A 14338-nucleotide genomic window follows, 5' to 3' on the forward strand; every position below is an offset into this window, starting at 1 on the left:
ACCCCGGCTACCCTGGACCGGTGACCGAGCAGACCGAGGAGAAGAGCGTCGTGACCACCGGCGCCGAGGGCGACGAGCAGACCCACGACGCCCCCGAGCAGGTGCGGGTGCGGACCGAGAAGCGCCAGCGGCTCCTCGACTCCGGCATCGACCCCTACCCGGTCACGCTGCCCGTCACCACCACCATCGCGGAGGTCCGCGCCCAGTTCGGCGAGCTCGCCGCCGGCGAGGAGACCGACCACGTCGTCGGCGTCGCCGGTCGTGTGATGTACCTGCGCAACACCGGCAAGCTCTGCTTCGCCACCCTCCAGGACGGCGAGGGCCGGCAGCTGCAGGCCATGCTGTCCAGGGCCGAGGTGGGGGAGGAGGCCCTGGCGGCCTTCAAGTCCGACGTCGACCTCGGTGACCACCTCTTCGTCCACGGCCGCGTCATCGCCTCGCGCCGCGGCGAGCTCAGCATCTTCGCCGACTCCTTCCAGCTGGCCGCCAAGGCGCTGCGGCCGCTGCCGAAGACGTACGAGAACGAGGCCGGCGAGGTCGTCGCTCTCTCCGAGGAGGGGCGGGTCCGCCGTCGTCACCTCGACCTCATCATGCGGCCCGCCGCGCGGGAGATGGTCCGCACCCGCGCCGCCGTCGTGAAGTCGCTGCGCCGCACCCTCGACGCGCGCGACTACGTCGAGATCGAGACCCCGATGCTCCAGGTCCAGCCCGGCGGCGCCGCCGCCCGGCCGTTCGTGACCCACATGAACGCCTACGACATCGACCTGTACATGCGCATCGCGCCGGAGCTCTTCCTGAAGCGCGCCGTCGTCGGGGGTGTGGAGAAGGTCTTCGAGATCAACCGGAACTTCCGCAACGAGGGTGCGGACTCCACCCACTCGCCCGAGTTCTCCATGCTCGAGGCGTACGAGGCCTACGGCTCCTACGACACCATGGCCGAGCTCACCCGCACGCTCGTGCAGCAGGCCGCGATCGACGCCTACGGCTCGACCACTGTGACGCTCGAGGACGGCACCGAGTACGACCTCGGCGGGGAGTGGGCGCAGATCAGCCTCTTCGACTCGGTCTCGGAGAAGCTGGGCGAGGAGATCACCCCGGAGACTCCCGACGCGGTCCTGGAGGCGCACGCCGAGCGGCTCGGCCTCGACATCGCGCCGCACTACACGCACGGCAAGGTGGTCGAGGAGCTGTTCGAGCACCTCGTGGGTGACGACCTGTACGCGCCGACCTTCGTTCGCGACTTCCCCGTCGACACCTCCCCGCTCACCCGCGCCCACCGCTCGAAGCCCGGCGTCGTGGAGAAGTGGGACCTGTACGTGCGCGGCTTCGAGCTGGCGACCGCCTACTCCGAGCTCGTCGACCCCGTGGTCCAGCGCGAGCGCTTCGCCGCCCAGGCCCTCGCGGCCGCGGCCGGCGACCCCGAGGCCATGGTGCTGGACGAGGACTTCCTCGAGGCCATGGAGCAGGGCATGCCGCCCGCCGGCGGCATGGGGATGGGCATCGACCGTCTGCTCATGGCGCTGACCGGCCGGGGCATCCGCGAGACGATCACCTTCCCGCTGGTCAAGCCGCGCTGACCCTCCGCCGGCGCCGGCGCAGGACCCAGGCGACCCCGAGCGGGACGCCGACCACGACCAGCCACGGCAGCAGCACGCCCAGGGCCACCAGCACGCCGTCGATCGTCGTGACGAGCGCGTCCCACCCGGTGCGCAGGCCGCCGAGGAACCCGCCCGCCTCGACGACCACCGGGGCGTCCTTGGCGATCAGGTCCACCCGGAGGGTCGACATCGACACCCGGTCCGCCAGGTGCGCCCGCTCGGACTGCAGGGACTCGAGCTCGGCCTGGCGCGCGCTGATCTCGCTCTCCGTGGCGAGCAGGGCCGCGGTGTCCTTCGCGTCGGCCATGATGGCGAGCAGCCGGTCCACCGAGGTCTGCAGGGCCTTGATGCGCGAGTCGAGGTCCCGGGTGGTGGTCGTGACGTCGGTGGTGGCCGCGTCCAGCTCGCGGACCTCGCCGACCTCCCGCAGGTCGTCGAGCACGGTCGTGAGGTCGGCGGCCGGGACCCGTACGGTCAGCCACGCCGACGGCAGCGACTCCATGCCCTCCGCGCCGGCCGCGCGCTGACGGCGCTGGTCCACCCGGCCGCCCGCCGACTCCGCGAGGCGCACCACCTGGTCGGCGGCCGCCGTCGGGTCGTCGACGACGACGGTGGCGTCGACCTCCGTCACCACCTGCCGGTCGGCGTCAGCGCCAGAGCCGCCACCCGTGGCGGGGTCACCACCCGCCGGCGCTTCACCGCCCGCGCCACCTCCCGCCTCGCCGCCGGCCCCGTCACCGGCGTCCTGACCCGGAGCGGCCACGCCCTCGGCGCTCTCCGCGCCGCCGGAGCCGGAGGTGCAGCCCGCCAGCAGCAGCGCGGCGACGAGCAGGGCGAGCATCCAGCGCAGTCGTCTCATGGCCGCAAGGTAGGTGCGGACGGGCCGGCCGCGGAGCGCGGTGGCCGGATCGTGACCCGATCGTGGTCGGACTGTGACCCCCGGCGCTGCTAGCGCGCGGTGAGGAGTGCCCGGATGTCGCGCTCGGCCTCCTCGACGCGGACCTTGCGGCAGCCCTTGCTCTCGAGGTCGGCGATCATGGCGGGCTCGTTCTTCGCGAGGTTCAGCCCGCGGCGCAGCAGCGTCATCGGCGGCTTGCGGGCCTCGCCGAGGTCGCGCATGAGGCGGAACCAGAACGTCTGGGCGCGGGGCCGGAAGATGCACAGGGCGTCGGCGAGGATGTCCTCCTCGCGGCAGGCCTCGACGATCTCGGCGGCGAAGATGCCCTCGGCGATGAAGACCGGGAAACCGTCGAGCGCCAGCTTGGTGGTGCCCGTGCGCGCGTTGGTGGGGATGTCGTAGACGGGCAGCTCGGCCTCGCCGGTGGTGGCCAGCTCGACGAGCGCGGCCATGGCGCCGGCCTTGTCCCAGGTGCGCGGCGAGTCCCAGTCGACGACGCCGTAGCGGCGCGGCAGTCCGGGGTGGTCGCCGTCGAGGTAGAAGTCGTCGAGGGAGACGACCGGCAGCCCGACCCGCCGCGTCAGCGACGTCTTCCCCGACCCCGATGGGCCGGTCAGCAGCACCACGCGCGCGGCGGCCTGCCGGGAACCGGGCGGGAGCTCGAAGAGCCCCTCCTGCGGGTCCTCGGCGAGCTGGGGGTCGTCGGCGAGCTCGTCCGCCCGAAGATCGCCCAGGGGCATGCCACGTCCTCCGTATGCTCCGCGACCCCGGCCGGGGCCTCGGCCAGTCTAGGCGGCGCGCCGGTCACCGGTCCGGGTGCCACCGCGTCCGTTCACGTGACGATGACGACGTCCAGCGTCCGCGGCCCGTGGACCCCCTCGACGCGGATGAGCTCGATGTCGCTCGTGGCGCTCGGCCCGGCGACCCACGTCATCGGCCGGTGCGGGTGCTGGCCGAGGACGGCCACGGCCTCGGGCACCGTCGCCACCACCTGGCGGGCGTGGAGCACGCAGACGTGCCGGTCGGGCACGAGCGTGATGGCTCGCCGACCCTGGTCCGGCTCGCCGTCGAGGACGATCGTGCCGGTCTCCGCGATCGCCACCCGCGCTGCCGTGAGGACCGCGCCCGCCGTGTCGAGGGCGGCGTTGGGGAGCGGTTCGTCCGCGGTGTCCAGGAGCGTCCGCGCACCACCGGCGGTCGCCGCGCCCACCCACTCCGGCGGCAGCCCCGGCGGCACGACGACGGAGCCGACATCGCCGAGGAGGTCACCGAGGGTGTCGGCGAGCTCGGCCTCCCGGCACCGGTGGACGTTCGCGCGGTAGTCGACCAGCCGGTCGACGAGCAGGTCGACCGCCTCGCCGGAACCCGGGACGACGTCGGAGTGCGCCCGGTACCCGCGCGGCACCGGCGGGGCCGGTTCGGTCTGGGAGCGGCCGAGCGCGTCGCGGACGCGGGCCAGGATCGCCTCGCGCGCGTCCATCACGCCTCGTTCCCCGCGGTCGAGCCAGGGGAAGGTGCGCCGGCCGGTCGGGTCGCGCCGTCGGCCTGGTGCTCCTTCCACCAGGTGCGGAACGACTGCGCGGGCGGCGCCGGCAGGTCCCGCACGCCCGTCCACAGGGACCCGGGGTACGGCAGGCGCGCGATGCGGTCGTGCCGGGCGACGATGCGGCCCAGCCCGGCCGCCCTCGCGGCGACGGCGAAACGCGACCCGGACGACATGACGGCCGACGCGGCGCGCATGCCCGCCTCCCACCCGGTGGGCAGCAGCCGGCGCTGCTGCGACTCCACCGCCCGGTTGCGCAGGTGCACGAGGGCGGTGGGGATGTCGATCTTGACCGGGCAGGCCTCGTAGCAGGCCCCGCACAGGGACGACGCGAAGGGCAGGGACGCCGTGGGGTCGTGCGGGTCGGTCGCCCCGCGGGTGCCCATGCCGGTCAGCTGCGGGGTGAGGATCGCCCCGATCGGCCCGGGGTAGACGGAGCCGTAGGCGTGCCCGCCGGTGTGCTCGTAGACCGGGCAGACGTTCATGCACGCCGAGCAGCGGATGCAGTGCAGCGCCTGGCGCCCCACCTCGTCGGCCAGCGCCTTGGTCCGCCCGTTGTCCAGCAGGACCAGGTGGAACGCCTGGGGCCCGTCGCCGGGGGTGACCCCGGTCCACATGGTCGTGTACGGGTTCATCCGCTCGCCCGTGGACGAGCGTGGCAGCAGCTGGGTGAAGACCTCGAGGTCCTGGAAGGCGGGCACCACCTTCTCGATGCCCATCACCGTGATGAGCGTGTCGGGCAGCGTCAGGCACATGCGCCCGTTGCCCTCGGACTCGAACACGGACACCGTCCCGGTCTCCGCCACGGCGAGGTTGGCGCCGGAGATCGCGACCCTGGCGGTGAGGAACTTCGCGCGCAGGTGCGCCCGGGCCGCCATCGCCAGCGCGCGCGGCTCGGACGTCAGGTCGGCCGGGGCGTCGCCCATCCGTTCGGTGAAGATGGCGCGGATCTCGTCGCGGTTGCGGTGGATGGCCGGGACGAGGACGTGGGAGGGCATGTCCCCGGCGAGCTGGACGATCAGCTCCGCCAGGTCGGTCTCCGTCGCGGTGATGCCCTCGGCGGCGAGGTGCTCGTTCAGGCCGGTCTCCTGCGTGGCCATCGACTTGACCTTGACCACCTCGGACTCGCCCGTGGCCCGCACCAGGTCCGCGACGATCCGGTTCGCCTCCGCGGCGTCGCGCGCCCAGTGCACCACCCCGCCGCGCGCGGTGACGTTCTCCTCCAGCTGCACGAGCAGCTCGGGCAGGTGCGACATCGTCCAGTGCTTGATCGCCGACCCGGCCTCGCGCAGCTCCTCCCAGTCGGGCAGCTCGGAGACCATCCGCAGCCGCTTGTCGCGGATGGTGCGGGTGGCGTGGCGCAGGTTCGTGCGCATCTGGCCGTTGCCCAGGGTCTCGTGCGCCGCCGTCGGGAAGTCGGGGCCCCAGCGCAGCGGGTCCTGCGGCGCGGTGGCCGGCTGCGGCGCGACGCGGGGCATGCCCAGGAACGTCGTCATCGGCCCACCTCCGCCGTCGTCCCGCGAAGCACGGACGACGGCGCAGCCGCCGGTCCCGCCGGGGCCGCCGGTCCGGCCTCCTCCGCCCGTGCCGCCGGTGCCGCCGGCCCAGGGACAGCCGCCGGGACGGCCGTCGCACGGCTGCGGTCCCCGGGCAGCACCGTGGGGGACCAGGGCGCCTCCCGGGTGCTCGCGAGCACCTCGGCCAGGTGCGCCGCGTGGACGCCGGTGCCCTGGCGGGACAGGCTTCCGGCCATGTTCATCAGGCAGGAGTAGTCACCGGCGACCAGCACCTCCGCGCCGGTGGAGACCACGTTGCGCACCTTCTCGTGCACCATCGCCGCCGACGTCTCGGAGTTCTTCAGCGAGAACGTGCCGCCGAACCCGCAGCACGCCTGCGCCTCCGGCAGCTCCACCAGGTCGATCCCCGCCACCGCGCGCAGCAGGCGGAGCGGCTTGTCGCCCACCTTGATCATGCGCAGCGAGTGGCAGGTGGGGTGATAGGTGACCGAGTGCGGGAACCAGGCTCCGACGTCGGTCGTACCGAGCACGTCGACCAGCAGCTCGGACAGCTCGTACGTCCGTGAGGCCACCAGCTCGGCGTCGCGGGCCAGGCGGTCCTCGCCCTCCCGGCGGGCGACCATCGCCTGCTGGTGGCGCACGGACCCCACGCACGACCCCGAGGGCCCGACCACGGCGTCCCACTCCCCGTCCAGCACCGGCTCGAAGGCCCTGACGTGGTTGCGGATCACGGGCACCGCCTCGCGGAAGTACCCGGTGTTCACGTGCATCTGGCCGCAGCAGGCCTGGGACTCGGGGAAGACCACCTCGTGCCCCAGCCGCTCGAGCAGGCGCACGGTCGCGGCCGGGGCCTGCGGGAACATGGCCTCGTTGATGCAGGTGGCGAACAGTGCGATCCGCACATGACCTCCTCGTCGAGCGGGTGGCGACGGTGCCCCGGGTTCGCCCCTCACCCTAGTGGGGCGGCCGGGGACGCGGCCGCGGCGGGCCAGGGCGTGCCGGTGCCGGCGCCGGTGCGGCGGCCGTCAGCCGGCGTAGGGCAGCACCGGGCGCCCCGGGACGTCCACGCGGATCCGGAACACCGCTCCGGCCTCGGGCTCGGGGTCCTCGAGCTTCTCGCGGGAGGTGGTGACGAAGAGGTCGCGGCCGTCCTCGCCGCCGAGCGTGCACGCCGTCGCCAGACGGACGGGCAGCGAGATCTCTTCGAGGATCTCCGCCCCGGGGGAGTACAGCCGCACCCGGCCCACCCGGTTGAGCGCCACCCAGACGTTGCCGGCCGAGTCCACGCACAGCCCGTCGGCGCGCCCGTCGTCCGCCGAGTGGAAGCGGCGGCGGTTCGTCAGCTCCCCGTCGACGACGTCGAACACGTCCGTCCCGCCGGTGTGGGTGTCGTTGTAGTAGGCGCGGGTACCGTCGGGGGAGAAGTCGATGCCGTTGGAGGTCGTCACCTCGGGCAGGACCACGGAGACCTGGCCCTCCGGGGAGACCCGGTAGAGCGAGGCCGCGCCCACGGTCCGGTCGTACGCCATGCCGCCGGCGTAGACGTTGCCGGCCGGGTCGCAGCCGCCCTCGTTCATGCGGATGCCCGCGTCCGACCACAGCTCGGGCTGCGGCGTCGGCACCTCGTCCGGGCCGTCCGCGAGCGCCAGGCCCCGCTCGATCCCGACGACGTACCCGCCCCGCGTGCGCGGGCGGACGAACGCGGCGACCTCCCCGACGTGGAGCCGGTCGACGGTGCCGTCGGCGCGCAGGGTCATCAGGTCGCCGGCGAGCATGTCGACCCAGCGCAGGCCGCCCCAGCTCTCGGACCACACCGGGCCCTCTCCGTGGTAGCACAGCGGGTCGGTGATCTGCTCGGGAGTGGTCATGGGGCCAGTCTGACCGATGCGGCGCCGCTCCGCTGCTGCGCTCTGGTTCCGCTGCTGCGTCCCGGCTCCGCACCTGCGCCCTGCGCTACAAGAACGGTGCGCTATCTGCACCGTTCTTGTAGCGCTGGCGCCCCTCCCGGAGCGGTCCCCGGGACGAACACCTGCCCTGACCGGTCCCCGGGACGACGAACGGGGAAGATCGGTGTCCGGGGAGAACACCGATCTTCCCCGTCGTGGCCCTGCTGAGCCTGACGGCTGCCGGAGCGCGGCTGCCGCGCAGTGTCAGTGCGTCAGCGCGCCGCGGTCAGCGCCGTGCTCAGCGGACGTCGTCGTCGACCCAGTCGAAGGTGCGCGTGACGGCCTTCTTCCACAGACGGTAGGTGCGCTCGCGCTCCTCCTCGTCCATCGAGGGCTCCCAACGCTTGTCCTCGGCCCAGTTGTCGATGACGTCTTGCTCGCCCTGCCAGTACCCGACGGCGATGCCCGCCGCGTACGCGGCACCGAGCGCCGTGGTCTCGGCGACCTTCGGGCGCACCACCGGCACGCCGAGGATGTCGGCCTGGAACTGCATGAGGGTCTCGTTGGCGATCATGCCGCCGTCGACCTTCAGCTCCGTCAGCTCGACGCCGGAGTCGACCTTCATCGCGTCGTTGACCTCGCGGGTCTGGAAGGCCGTGGCCTCCAGGACCGCGCGGGCGATGTGGCCCTTGTTGACGTAGCGGGTCAGGCCGACGAGCGCGCCGCGGGCGTCGGACTTCCAGTACGGCGCGAACAGGCCGGAGAACGCCGGCACGAAGTAGGCGCCGCCGTTGTCGTCGACCGTCTTGGCGAGCGTCTCGATCTCCGGGGCGGAGGAGATGATGCCCAGGTTGTCGCGCAGCCACTGCACCAGCGACCCGGTCACGGCGATCGAGCCCTCGAGCGCGTACACCGCCGGCTGGTCGCCGATCTTGTAGCACACCGTGGTCAGCAGGCCGCTCTTGGACGCCACCGGCTCGGTGCCGGTGTTGAGGAGCATGAAGTTGCCCGTGCCGTAGGTGTTCTTGGCCATGCCGACCTCGAAGCACGCCTGGCCGAACGTCGCCGCCTGCTGGTCGCCGAGGATGCCGGCGATCGGGACACCGGGGACGAAGCCGCCCTCGCGCCCCTCGCCGTAGACCTCGGAGGAGGAGCGGATCTCCGGGAGCATGGACATCGGGATGCCCATGTCCTTGGCGATGTCCTCGTCCCAGCTCAGCGTCTCCAGGTCCATGAGCATGGTGCGCGAGGCGTTGGTGACGTCGGTGACGTGCACGCCGCCGTCCGTGCCGCCGGTCATGTTCCACACGACCCAGGAGTCGGTGTTGCCGAAGAGCAGGTCGCCGGCCTCCGCCTTCTCCCGTGCGCCCTCGACGTTGTCGAGGATCCACTTGATCTTCGGGCCCGAGAAGTAGGTCGCGAGCGGGAGGCCGACCTTCTTCTTGTACCGGTCCTGGCCCTTGCGGCCACCGAGCTCCTCGACGATCTTGTCGGTGCGGGTGTCCTGCCAGACGATGGCGTTGTAGACGGGCTCCCCGGTGGTCTTGTCCCACACCACCGTGGTCTCGCGCTGGTTGGTGATGCCGACGGCGACGATGTCGCGGTGGGTCAGGTTCGCGCGGCTCAGCGCCCGACCGACGACCTCGCGGACGTTGGTCCAGATCTCCTTCGGGTCGTGCTCGACCCAGCCGGCCCTGGGGAAGATCTGCTCGTGCTCGAGCTGGCCGGTCTCGACGATCTGACCGCCGTGGTCGAAGATGATCGCGCGCGAGCTCGTGGTGCCCTGGTCGATGGCGAGGACGTACTTCTCGTCAGCCATGGTGTTCCTTTCACATCATCGTGGGGGCACCGCGGTCCGGTGCCCGGGAGGGTCGAGCGGGTTCTTGCGTGGTGGAGCGGGTTCGGCCCGGGACGGGCGCGGGGACCGACAGGCCGGGCGGACGACGCCGGAGCTTGCGTCGCGGCGTCGTCCGCCCGACCGGGGCGGTCACGTGACGGCGCCGCCGAGAAGGCCGCCGAGCACGCCGCCGACGATCGGGCCGGCGATCGGGACCCAGGAGTAGCCCCAGTCGCTGCTGCCCTTGCCGCGGATGGGCAGGACGGCGTGGGCGATGCGGGGGCCGAGGTCACGGGCCGGGTTGATGGCGTACCCCGTGGGGCCACCGAGGCTCATGCCGATGCTGACGACCAGCAGGGCGACGGCGAGCGGACCGAGACCCGAGGGGCTGGGGCCGAACAGGATGATGACGAAGACGAGGACGAAGGTGCCGATGACCTCCGTGACGAAGTTCCAGCCGTAGCTGCGGATCTCCGGGCCGGTGGAGAAGACCGCCAGCTTCGTGGCCGCGGGCGCCTCCTGGTCGAAGTGCCTCTTGAAGGCCAGGAACGCGAGGATCGCACCGATGAAGGCGCCGACCAGCTCGCCGGCGAGGTAGGTCACGATGTTGCCGAACGTGCTGGGCACGGGCGCGATGCCGAGGTCCTGGTTGCCACCGAAGAGGTCGCCGCCGCTGGCGGCGAGGCCGAAGGTGACGGCGGGGTTCAGGTGGGCGCCGGACTTGTACGCCACGTACACGCCGGCGAAGACCGCAAGGCCCCACCCGAACGTGATGACGACCCAGCCGGCGTTGAAACCCTTCGTCTTCGGAAGGATGACGTTCGCGACGACGCCGCAACCCAGCAGGGTCAGCATCGCAGTGCCCATCACCTCCGAGAAGAAGATGTCTGTCATCGAAAGTTCCACTGTGAACTCACTTTCTGGTCACGTCCGCGTGACCAGTCGGGCGCCGGTGGCGCGGTGTCGGTCCTGCCGCCTGGGGCGGTTGATCAGGATGATCCTCGTTGTCAAGGCTCGTAGGGGCGTTTTCGGGCTGAATTCGGGGGCGTGTCGCCCCACAGACCTGCGCCCGGACGGTCGGTCCGGGCGCAGGGGGTCATTCGGTGGGGTCGACCGGTCCCAGCTCGCGGACGGCGACCAGCTCCTCCACTCTCAGGCGGGCCTTGGCGGCCGCCTCGTCCGAGGGCTCGTGCTCGGCGGCGATCTCGGCCTCCGCCTGCCGGCGGTAGGCCGTGATCTCCTGCTCGGTGCGTGCGGCGTCCCAGCCGAGGACCGGGCCCGCGATGCCGGCGATCTCCTCGAGCGCGGACAGCCCGCGGTCCCGGGTCTCGTAGCTGAGCCGGATGCGGTGGAGCAGGATGTCCTCGAGGTGAAGGACGCCCTCGTGCGTGGCGGCGAACGCGACCTCGGCGGCGAGGTAGTCGTCCGCGCTCTGCAGCGGGCGGCCGAGGGACGGGTCGGCGTCGATCATCTCCAGGATCGTGGCGATCTCGGAGCCGTAGCGGTGGAGCAGGTGCTCGACCCGCTCGGAGGTCCACCCGTAGCGGGCCGCGATCTGTGCGCTGCGGCGGCGGGTCGCCGTGTACCCGTCGGCGCCGACGAGCGGGGTCCGGGCGGTGACGGACGGCATCGCCTTGGCGCGGGCCCCGAGGGCGAAGTCGACGGCGTCCTCCGCCATCTGCCGGTACGTGGTCAGCTTCCCGCCGGCGATCACGGTCAGGCCGGGCGCCGCCTCGGTGACGGTGTGCTCGCGGGAGACCTTCGTCGAGGCCGTGTCGTCGCCCTTGGTGCCGGGCTGGAGGAGGGGACGTAGCCCCGCGTAGACGCCGATGATGTCCTCGTGCCCGATGGGCGGGTCGAGCACCGCGTTGGCGTGGTCGAGGATGTAGTCGATGTCCTCACGGGTGGCGACGGGGTGCTGGCGCGGCTCGTGCCACGGCGTGTCCGTCGTGCCGATGATCCAGTACCGGTCCCACGGGATGACGAAGAGGACCGACTTCTCCGTGCGCAGGAACAGGCCGGTCTTGCCGTTGATCCGCTCGCGCGGCACGACGATGTGCACGCCCTTGGAGGCGAGCACCTCGAGGCCCTCGCCGGTGCCGCCGAGCGCCTCTGTCTCCTCCGTCCACACACCGGTGGCGTTGATGACGTGACGGGCCCGCACGGTGTGCGACTCTCCCGTCTCCAGGTCGACCACCACCGCGCCGGTGACGCGGCCCGTGGGGTCCTTGGTCATCTCGACGACCTGGGTGCGGGAGGCGGCGTACGCGCCGTAGCCGACGGCGGTGCGGATGAGGGAGAGGACGAGGCGGGCGTCGTCCACGCGGGCGTCGTAGAAGCGGATGGCGCCGACGAGGCTCTTCGGGTTCATCTGCGGGAACAGGCTCAGCGCCCCCGCCTTGGAGTAGTGCTTCTGGATCGGCACCGACAGGCCCCGGGCGCCGAGGATCGCGAGCGCGTCGTACATGCCGACGCCGACGGCGCTGTAGGCCCGCTCGATCACCGGCGTCTTCAGCGGCCACAGGAACGGCTGGGCCGAGACGAGGTGGGGGGCGATCGTCCGCAGCAGCCGGCCACGCTCCGTGAGGGCCTCGTGGACCAGCTTGAAGTCCAGCTGGTAGAGGTAGCGCAGCCCGCCGTGGACGAGCTTGCTCGACCGGGAGGAGGTGCCGCTCGCCCAGTCCTGCATCTCGACGACGGCGGTGCGCAGCCCACGCGTGGCCGCGTCGAGCGCGATCCCCGCGCCCGTCACGCCGCCCCCGATGACGAGGACGTCCACGCCCTCGTCGTCGCTCATGGCGGCAAGAGCCGCCGACCGGGTCTGCTCGTTCAGCTTCGTGGTCCTCACGTGCCCCTCCTCGGTCCGACGGTTGCGACCTATGCTGGCCGTGCTCGCACAAGCGCGCAATTGGATTGCACGAACGTGCAGCCGAGGGGAGGTGCGGTGAGCGGCCGTGAGGACGACGTGTACGTCGCCGCGTCGATGTACTACCTCCAGGACGAGACGATGGACGCCATCGCCCGCAGGCTCGGCGTCTCCAGGTCCACCGTGTCCCGCCTGATCAAGCGGGCGCGCGACTCCGGGCTGGTCCACATCTCGATCCAGCCGCGCACCGCCGGCTCCGACGTCGTCTCCCGCGCGCTGCGGGACATCTTCGGCGTGAACGCGCACGTGGTGCCGGTGCGGGAGGGCGCCACCGACGTCCAGCGGCTGGACCAGGTCGCGCAGGTCGCCGGCCGGACCGTCTCGGCGTGGGTGGAGCCCGGCACCGTGCTCGGGCTCGCGTGGGGCACCACCGTCTCGGCCGTCGTCGGCCACCTCACGCCCCGGCGTGCCCCCGGCAGCGCGGTCGTGCAGCTCAACGGCGCGGCCAACCCGGTGACGTCCGGGATCCCCTACGCGAGCTCGATCATGACCGCGGCGGCCGAGGCGTTCGACGCCCGGGTGCACCACTTCCCCGTGCCGGCGTTCTTCGACTACGCGGAGACCAGGGCGGCGATGTGGCGGGAGCGCTCGATCCGGCGCGTCCTCGCGGTGCAGGAGCGTGCGGACATCGCCCTCTTCGGCGTCGGCGCGCTCAGCGGCACGCTCGCCTCGCACGTCTACGCGGCCGGGTACCTCGACCGCGAGGACCTCGAGCAGCTGCGCGACGCCGGGGTGGTGGGCGACGTGTGCACGGTGCTGCTGCGCGAGGACGGGTCGTACGCGGACATCGCCCTCAACCGGCGCGCCACCGGGCCGACGCCGCGGGAGCTGAGCCGGATCGCGCGTCGCATGTGCGTCGTCGCGGGCGCGGCGAAGGTCGCCCCGCTGCTCGGGGCGCTGCGGGCGGGTGTGATGACCGACCTGGTGGTCGACGAGACCACGGCCCGCGCCGTCGTCGAACGGGTGCGCAACCACCGCGGCCCTAGGATCGGCGCGTGAACGAGCAGGTGGTCGTCCGTCAGGCGCGGCCCGCGGACGTGCGGGCGATCTACGAGCTGGTCCAGCCGTACGCCGAGCAGCGCATCCTGGTGGCCAAGGAGCTCATCGACTACTTCGAGGCGGTCCAGGAGTTCGTCGTCGCCGAGGAGCAGGACTACGGCGGGCGGACCTTCGAGGGTGAGGCGACCCTGCACGTCGGGCCCGACGGCACCGGACCGGCCGACGACGACGAACCCGCCCCGCCCGACGGACCCGACGACGAACCCGCCTCGCCCGACGGACCCGGCGACGTCGCCGCATCGGCCTCCCCCGAGGGAGCGGCCGCCGGAGGTGGCTCCGACGGCCCGCGCATCGTCGGGTGCGGCGCCCTCCACGTGCTGTGGGACGACATCGCCGAGGTCCGCACCCTCGCGGTCGCCCCGGAGGCCGCCGGACGGGGCATCGGGCGCCGACTCCTCGAGACGCTCGTGAACAGGGCCCGGAACCTGGGGCTGCGGCGCGTGTTCTGCCTGACGTTCGAGGTGGACTTCTTCCGCCGGCACGGGTTCCAGGTGATCGCCGGGACGCCCGTGGGCACCGACGTCTACGCCCAGATGCTGCGGTCCCACGACGACGGTGTCGCCGAGTTCCTCGACCTCGCACGGGTCAAGCCCAACACCCTCGGCAACTCCCGCATGCTCCTGGAGCTGTGAGGAGCCCGGCGGTCAGCGGCGGAGGAACCGCAGGACCACGACCAGCTGGGCACTGACGAGCGCGCACGCGAGGATCGCGACCCAGGCGGTCGGTCGGACGACGATCCACACCGCCGCCCCCGCCGCGAGCGCCACCGCGAGCGCGGTGCCGAGACGCCCGAGCGTGGCCCGCACGCGCCGGGTGACCGGCTGCGGCTCCGTCCCGGTGAGCACGCGCCGCAGCCCCAGCCCCGCGGCCGCCGCCCCGAGGAGCCCGGCCACCTGACCGGCCGCGAGCAGTGTCAGCCCGGGCCACAGGGCGCCGGAGTCCGCGGTGAGCAGGACGAGCGCGGCCCCCATGAGACCGAGGGCGACGCACGCCCCGGCGCAGACCAGGAGGGTGATGCGCAGCGCCCGTACGGCCCGGGCGACGGCGGCGTCCTCGGGCGGTGCGGTGCTCACC

At 72.7% G+C, this 14338-nt stretch carries 13 protein-coding genes; 3 read left to right on the forward strand and 10 right to left on the reverse strand.

Annotated features, from left to right (window positions below; translation table 11 throughout):
- The first annotated feature begins 50 nt into the window (after positions 1–50).
- A complete protein-coding gene (gene lysS, locus ATJ97_RS13870) occupies positions 51–1577 on the forward strand; it encodes a lysine--tRNA ligase (RefSeq protein ID WP_211287362.1) in 1527 nt (508 codons plus the stop codon).
- Here the strand turns inward: lysS and ATJ97_RS13875 are convergent.
- The 9 genes from ATJ97_RS13875 to ATJ97_RS13915 all read right to left on the reverse strand — a co-directional run bounded on the left by ATJ97_RS13875 (position 1564) and on the right by ATJ97_RS13915 (position 12076).
- Entirely contained in the window at positions 1564–2457 is an 894-nt protein-coding gene (locus ATJ97_RS13875; protein ID WP_098484248.1) for a DUF4349 domain-containing protein, read from the reverse strand. The genes lysS and ATJ97_RS13875 overlap by 14 nt on opposite strands.
- Positions 2458–2546: 89 nt before the next feature.
- The gene (locus tag ATJ97_RS13880) at positions 2547–3236 is read right to left on the reverse strand and encodes a uridine kinase family protein (RefSeq protein ID WP_245862525.1); all 690 of its coding nucleotides are present in this window, start codon (positions 3234–3236) and stop codon (positions 2547–2549) included.
- A gap of 92 nt (positions 3237–3328) precedes the next feature.
- Positions 3329–3976: a LutC/YkgG family protein gene (locus ATJ97_RS13885; protein ID WP_098484249.1), complete on the reverse strand. Its 648-nt coding sequence runs from the start codon at positions 3974–3976 to the stop codon at positions 3329–3331.
- On the reverse strand, positions 3976–5535 hold the full coding sequence (locus ATJ97_RS13890; RefSeq protein ID WP_098484250.1) for a LutB/LldF family L-lactate oxidation iron-sulfur protein: 1560 nt from the start codon (positions 5533–5535) through the stop codon (positions 3976–3978). Before ATJ97_RS13890 ends, ATJ97_RS13885 begins: the two co-directional genes overlap by 1 nt.
- Positions 5532–6458 carry a (Fe-S)-binding protein gene (locus ATJ97_RS13895; protein ID WP_098484251.1) on the reverse strand — a complete coding sequence of 309 codons (927 nt, stop codon included), beginning with the start codon at positions 6456–6458 and terminating at the stop codon, positions 5532–5534. Before ATJ97_RS13895 ends, ATJ97_RS13890 begins: the two co-directional genes overlap by 4 nt.
- Before the next feature lie 123 nt (positions 6459–6581).
- Positions 6582–7424 carry an SMP-30/gluconolactonase/LRE family protein gene (locus ATJ97_RS13900; RefSeq protein ID WP_098484252.1) on the reverse strand — a complete coding sequence of 281 codons (843 nt, stop codon included), beginning with the start codon at positions 7422–7424 and terminating at the stop codon, positions 6582–6584.
- A 316-nt stretch (positions 7425–7740) separates the two neighbouring features.
- On the reverse strand, positions 7741–9261 hold the full coding sequence (glpK, locus tag ATJ97_RS13905; RefSeq protein ID WP_098484253.1) for a glycerol kinase GlpK: 1521 nt from the start codon (positions 9259–9261) through the stop codon (positions 7741–7743).
- A gap of 168 nt (positions 9262–9429) precedes the next feature.
- Complete coding sequence (locus tag ATJ97_RS13910; RefSeq protein WP_098484254.1) at positions 9430–10173, reverse strand: MIP/aquaporin family protein; 744 nt, start codon at positions 10171–10173, stop codon at positions 9430–9432.
- A gap of 202 nt (positions 10174–10375) precedes the next feature.
- Positions 10376–12076, reverse strand: a complete 1701-nt coding sequence (locus ATJ97_RS13915; RefSeq protein ID WP_211287363.1) for a glycerol-3-phosphate dehydrogenase/oxidase — start codon at positions 12074–12076, stop codon at positions 10376–10378.
- A gap of 147 nt (positions 12077–12223) precedes the next feature.
- On the opposite strand from ATJ97_RS13915, the gene ATJ97_RS13920 reads away from it, so the two are divergent.
- Both ATJ97_RS13920 and ATJ97_RS13925 read left to right on the forward strand, forming a co-directional pair.
- Positions 12224–13204: a sugar-binding transcriptional regulator gene (locus ATJ97_RS13920; protein ID WP_245862528.1), complete on the forward strand. Its 981-nt coding sequence runs from the start codon at positions 12224–12226 to the stop codon at positions 13202–13204.
- Positions 13201–13896 (forward strand): amino-acid N-acetyltransferase, encoded by a 696-nt coding sequence (locus ATJ97_RS13925; protein WP_098484256.1) that lies wholly within the window; start codon positions 13201–13203, stop codon positions 13894–13896. Before ATJ97_RS13920 ends, ATJ97_RS13925 begins: the two co-directional genes overlap by 4 nt.
- Positions 13897–13908: 12 nt before the next feature.
- On the opposite strand, the gene ATJ97_RS13930 is transcribed toward ATJ97_RS13925, so the two are convergent.
- A complete protein-coding gene (locus tag ATJ97_RS13930; protein WP_143427032.1) occupies positions 13909–14337 on the reverse strand; it encodes a hypothetical protein in 429 nt (142 codons plus the stop codon).
- Position 14338: the final 1 nt, after the last annotated feature.

Source organism: Georgenia soli (assembly GCF_002563695.1).
GTDB lineage: Bacteria > Actinomycetota > Actinomycetes > Actinomycetales > Actinomycetaceae > Georgenia > Georgenia soli.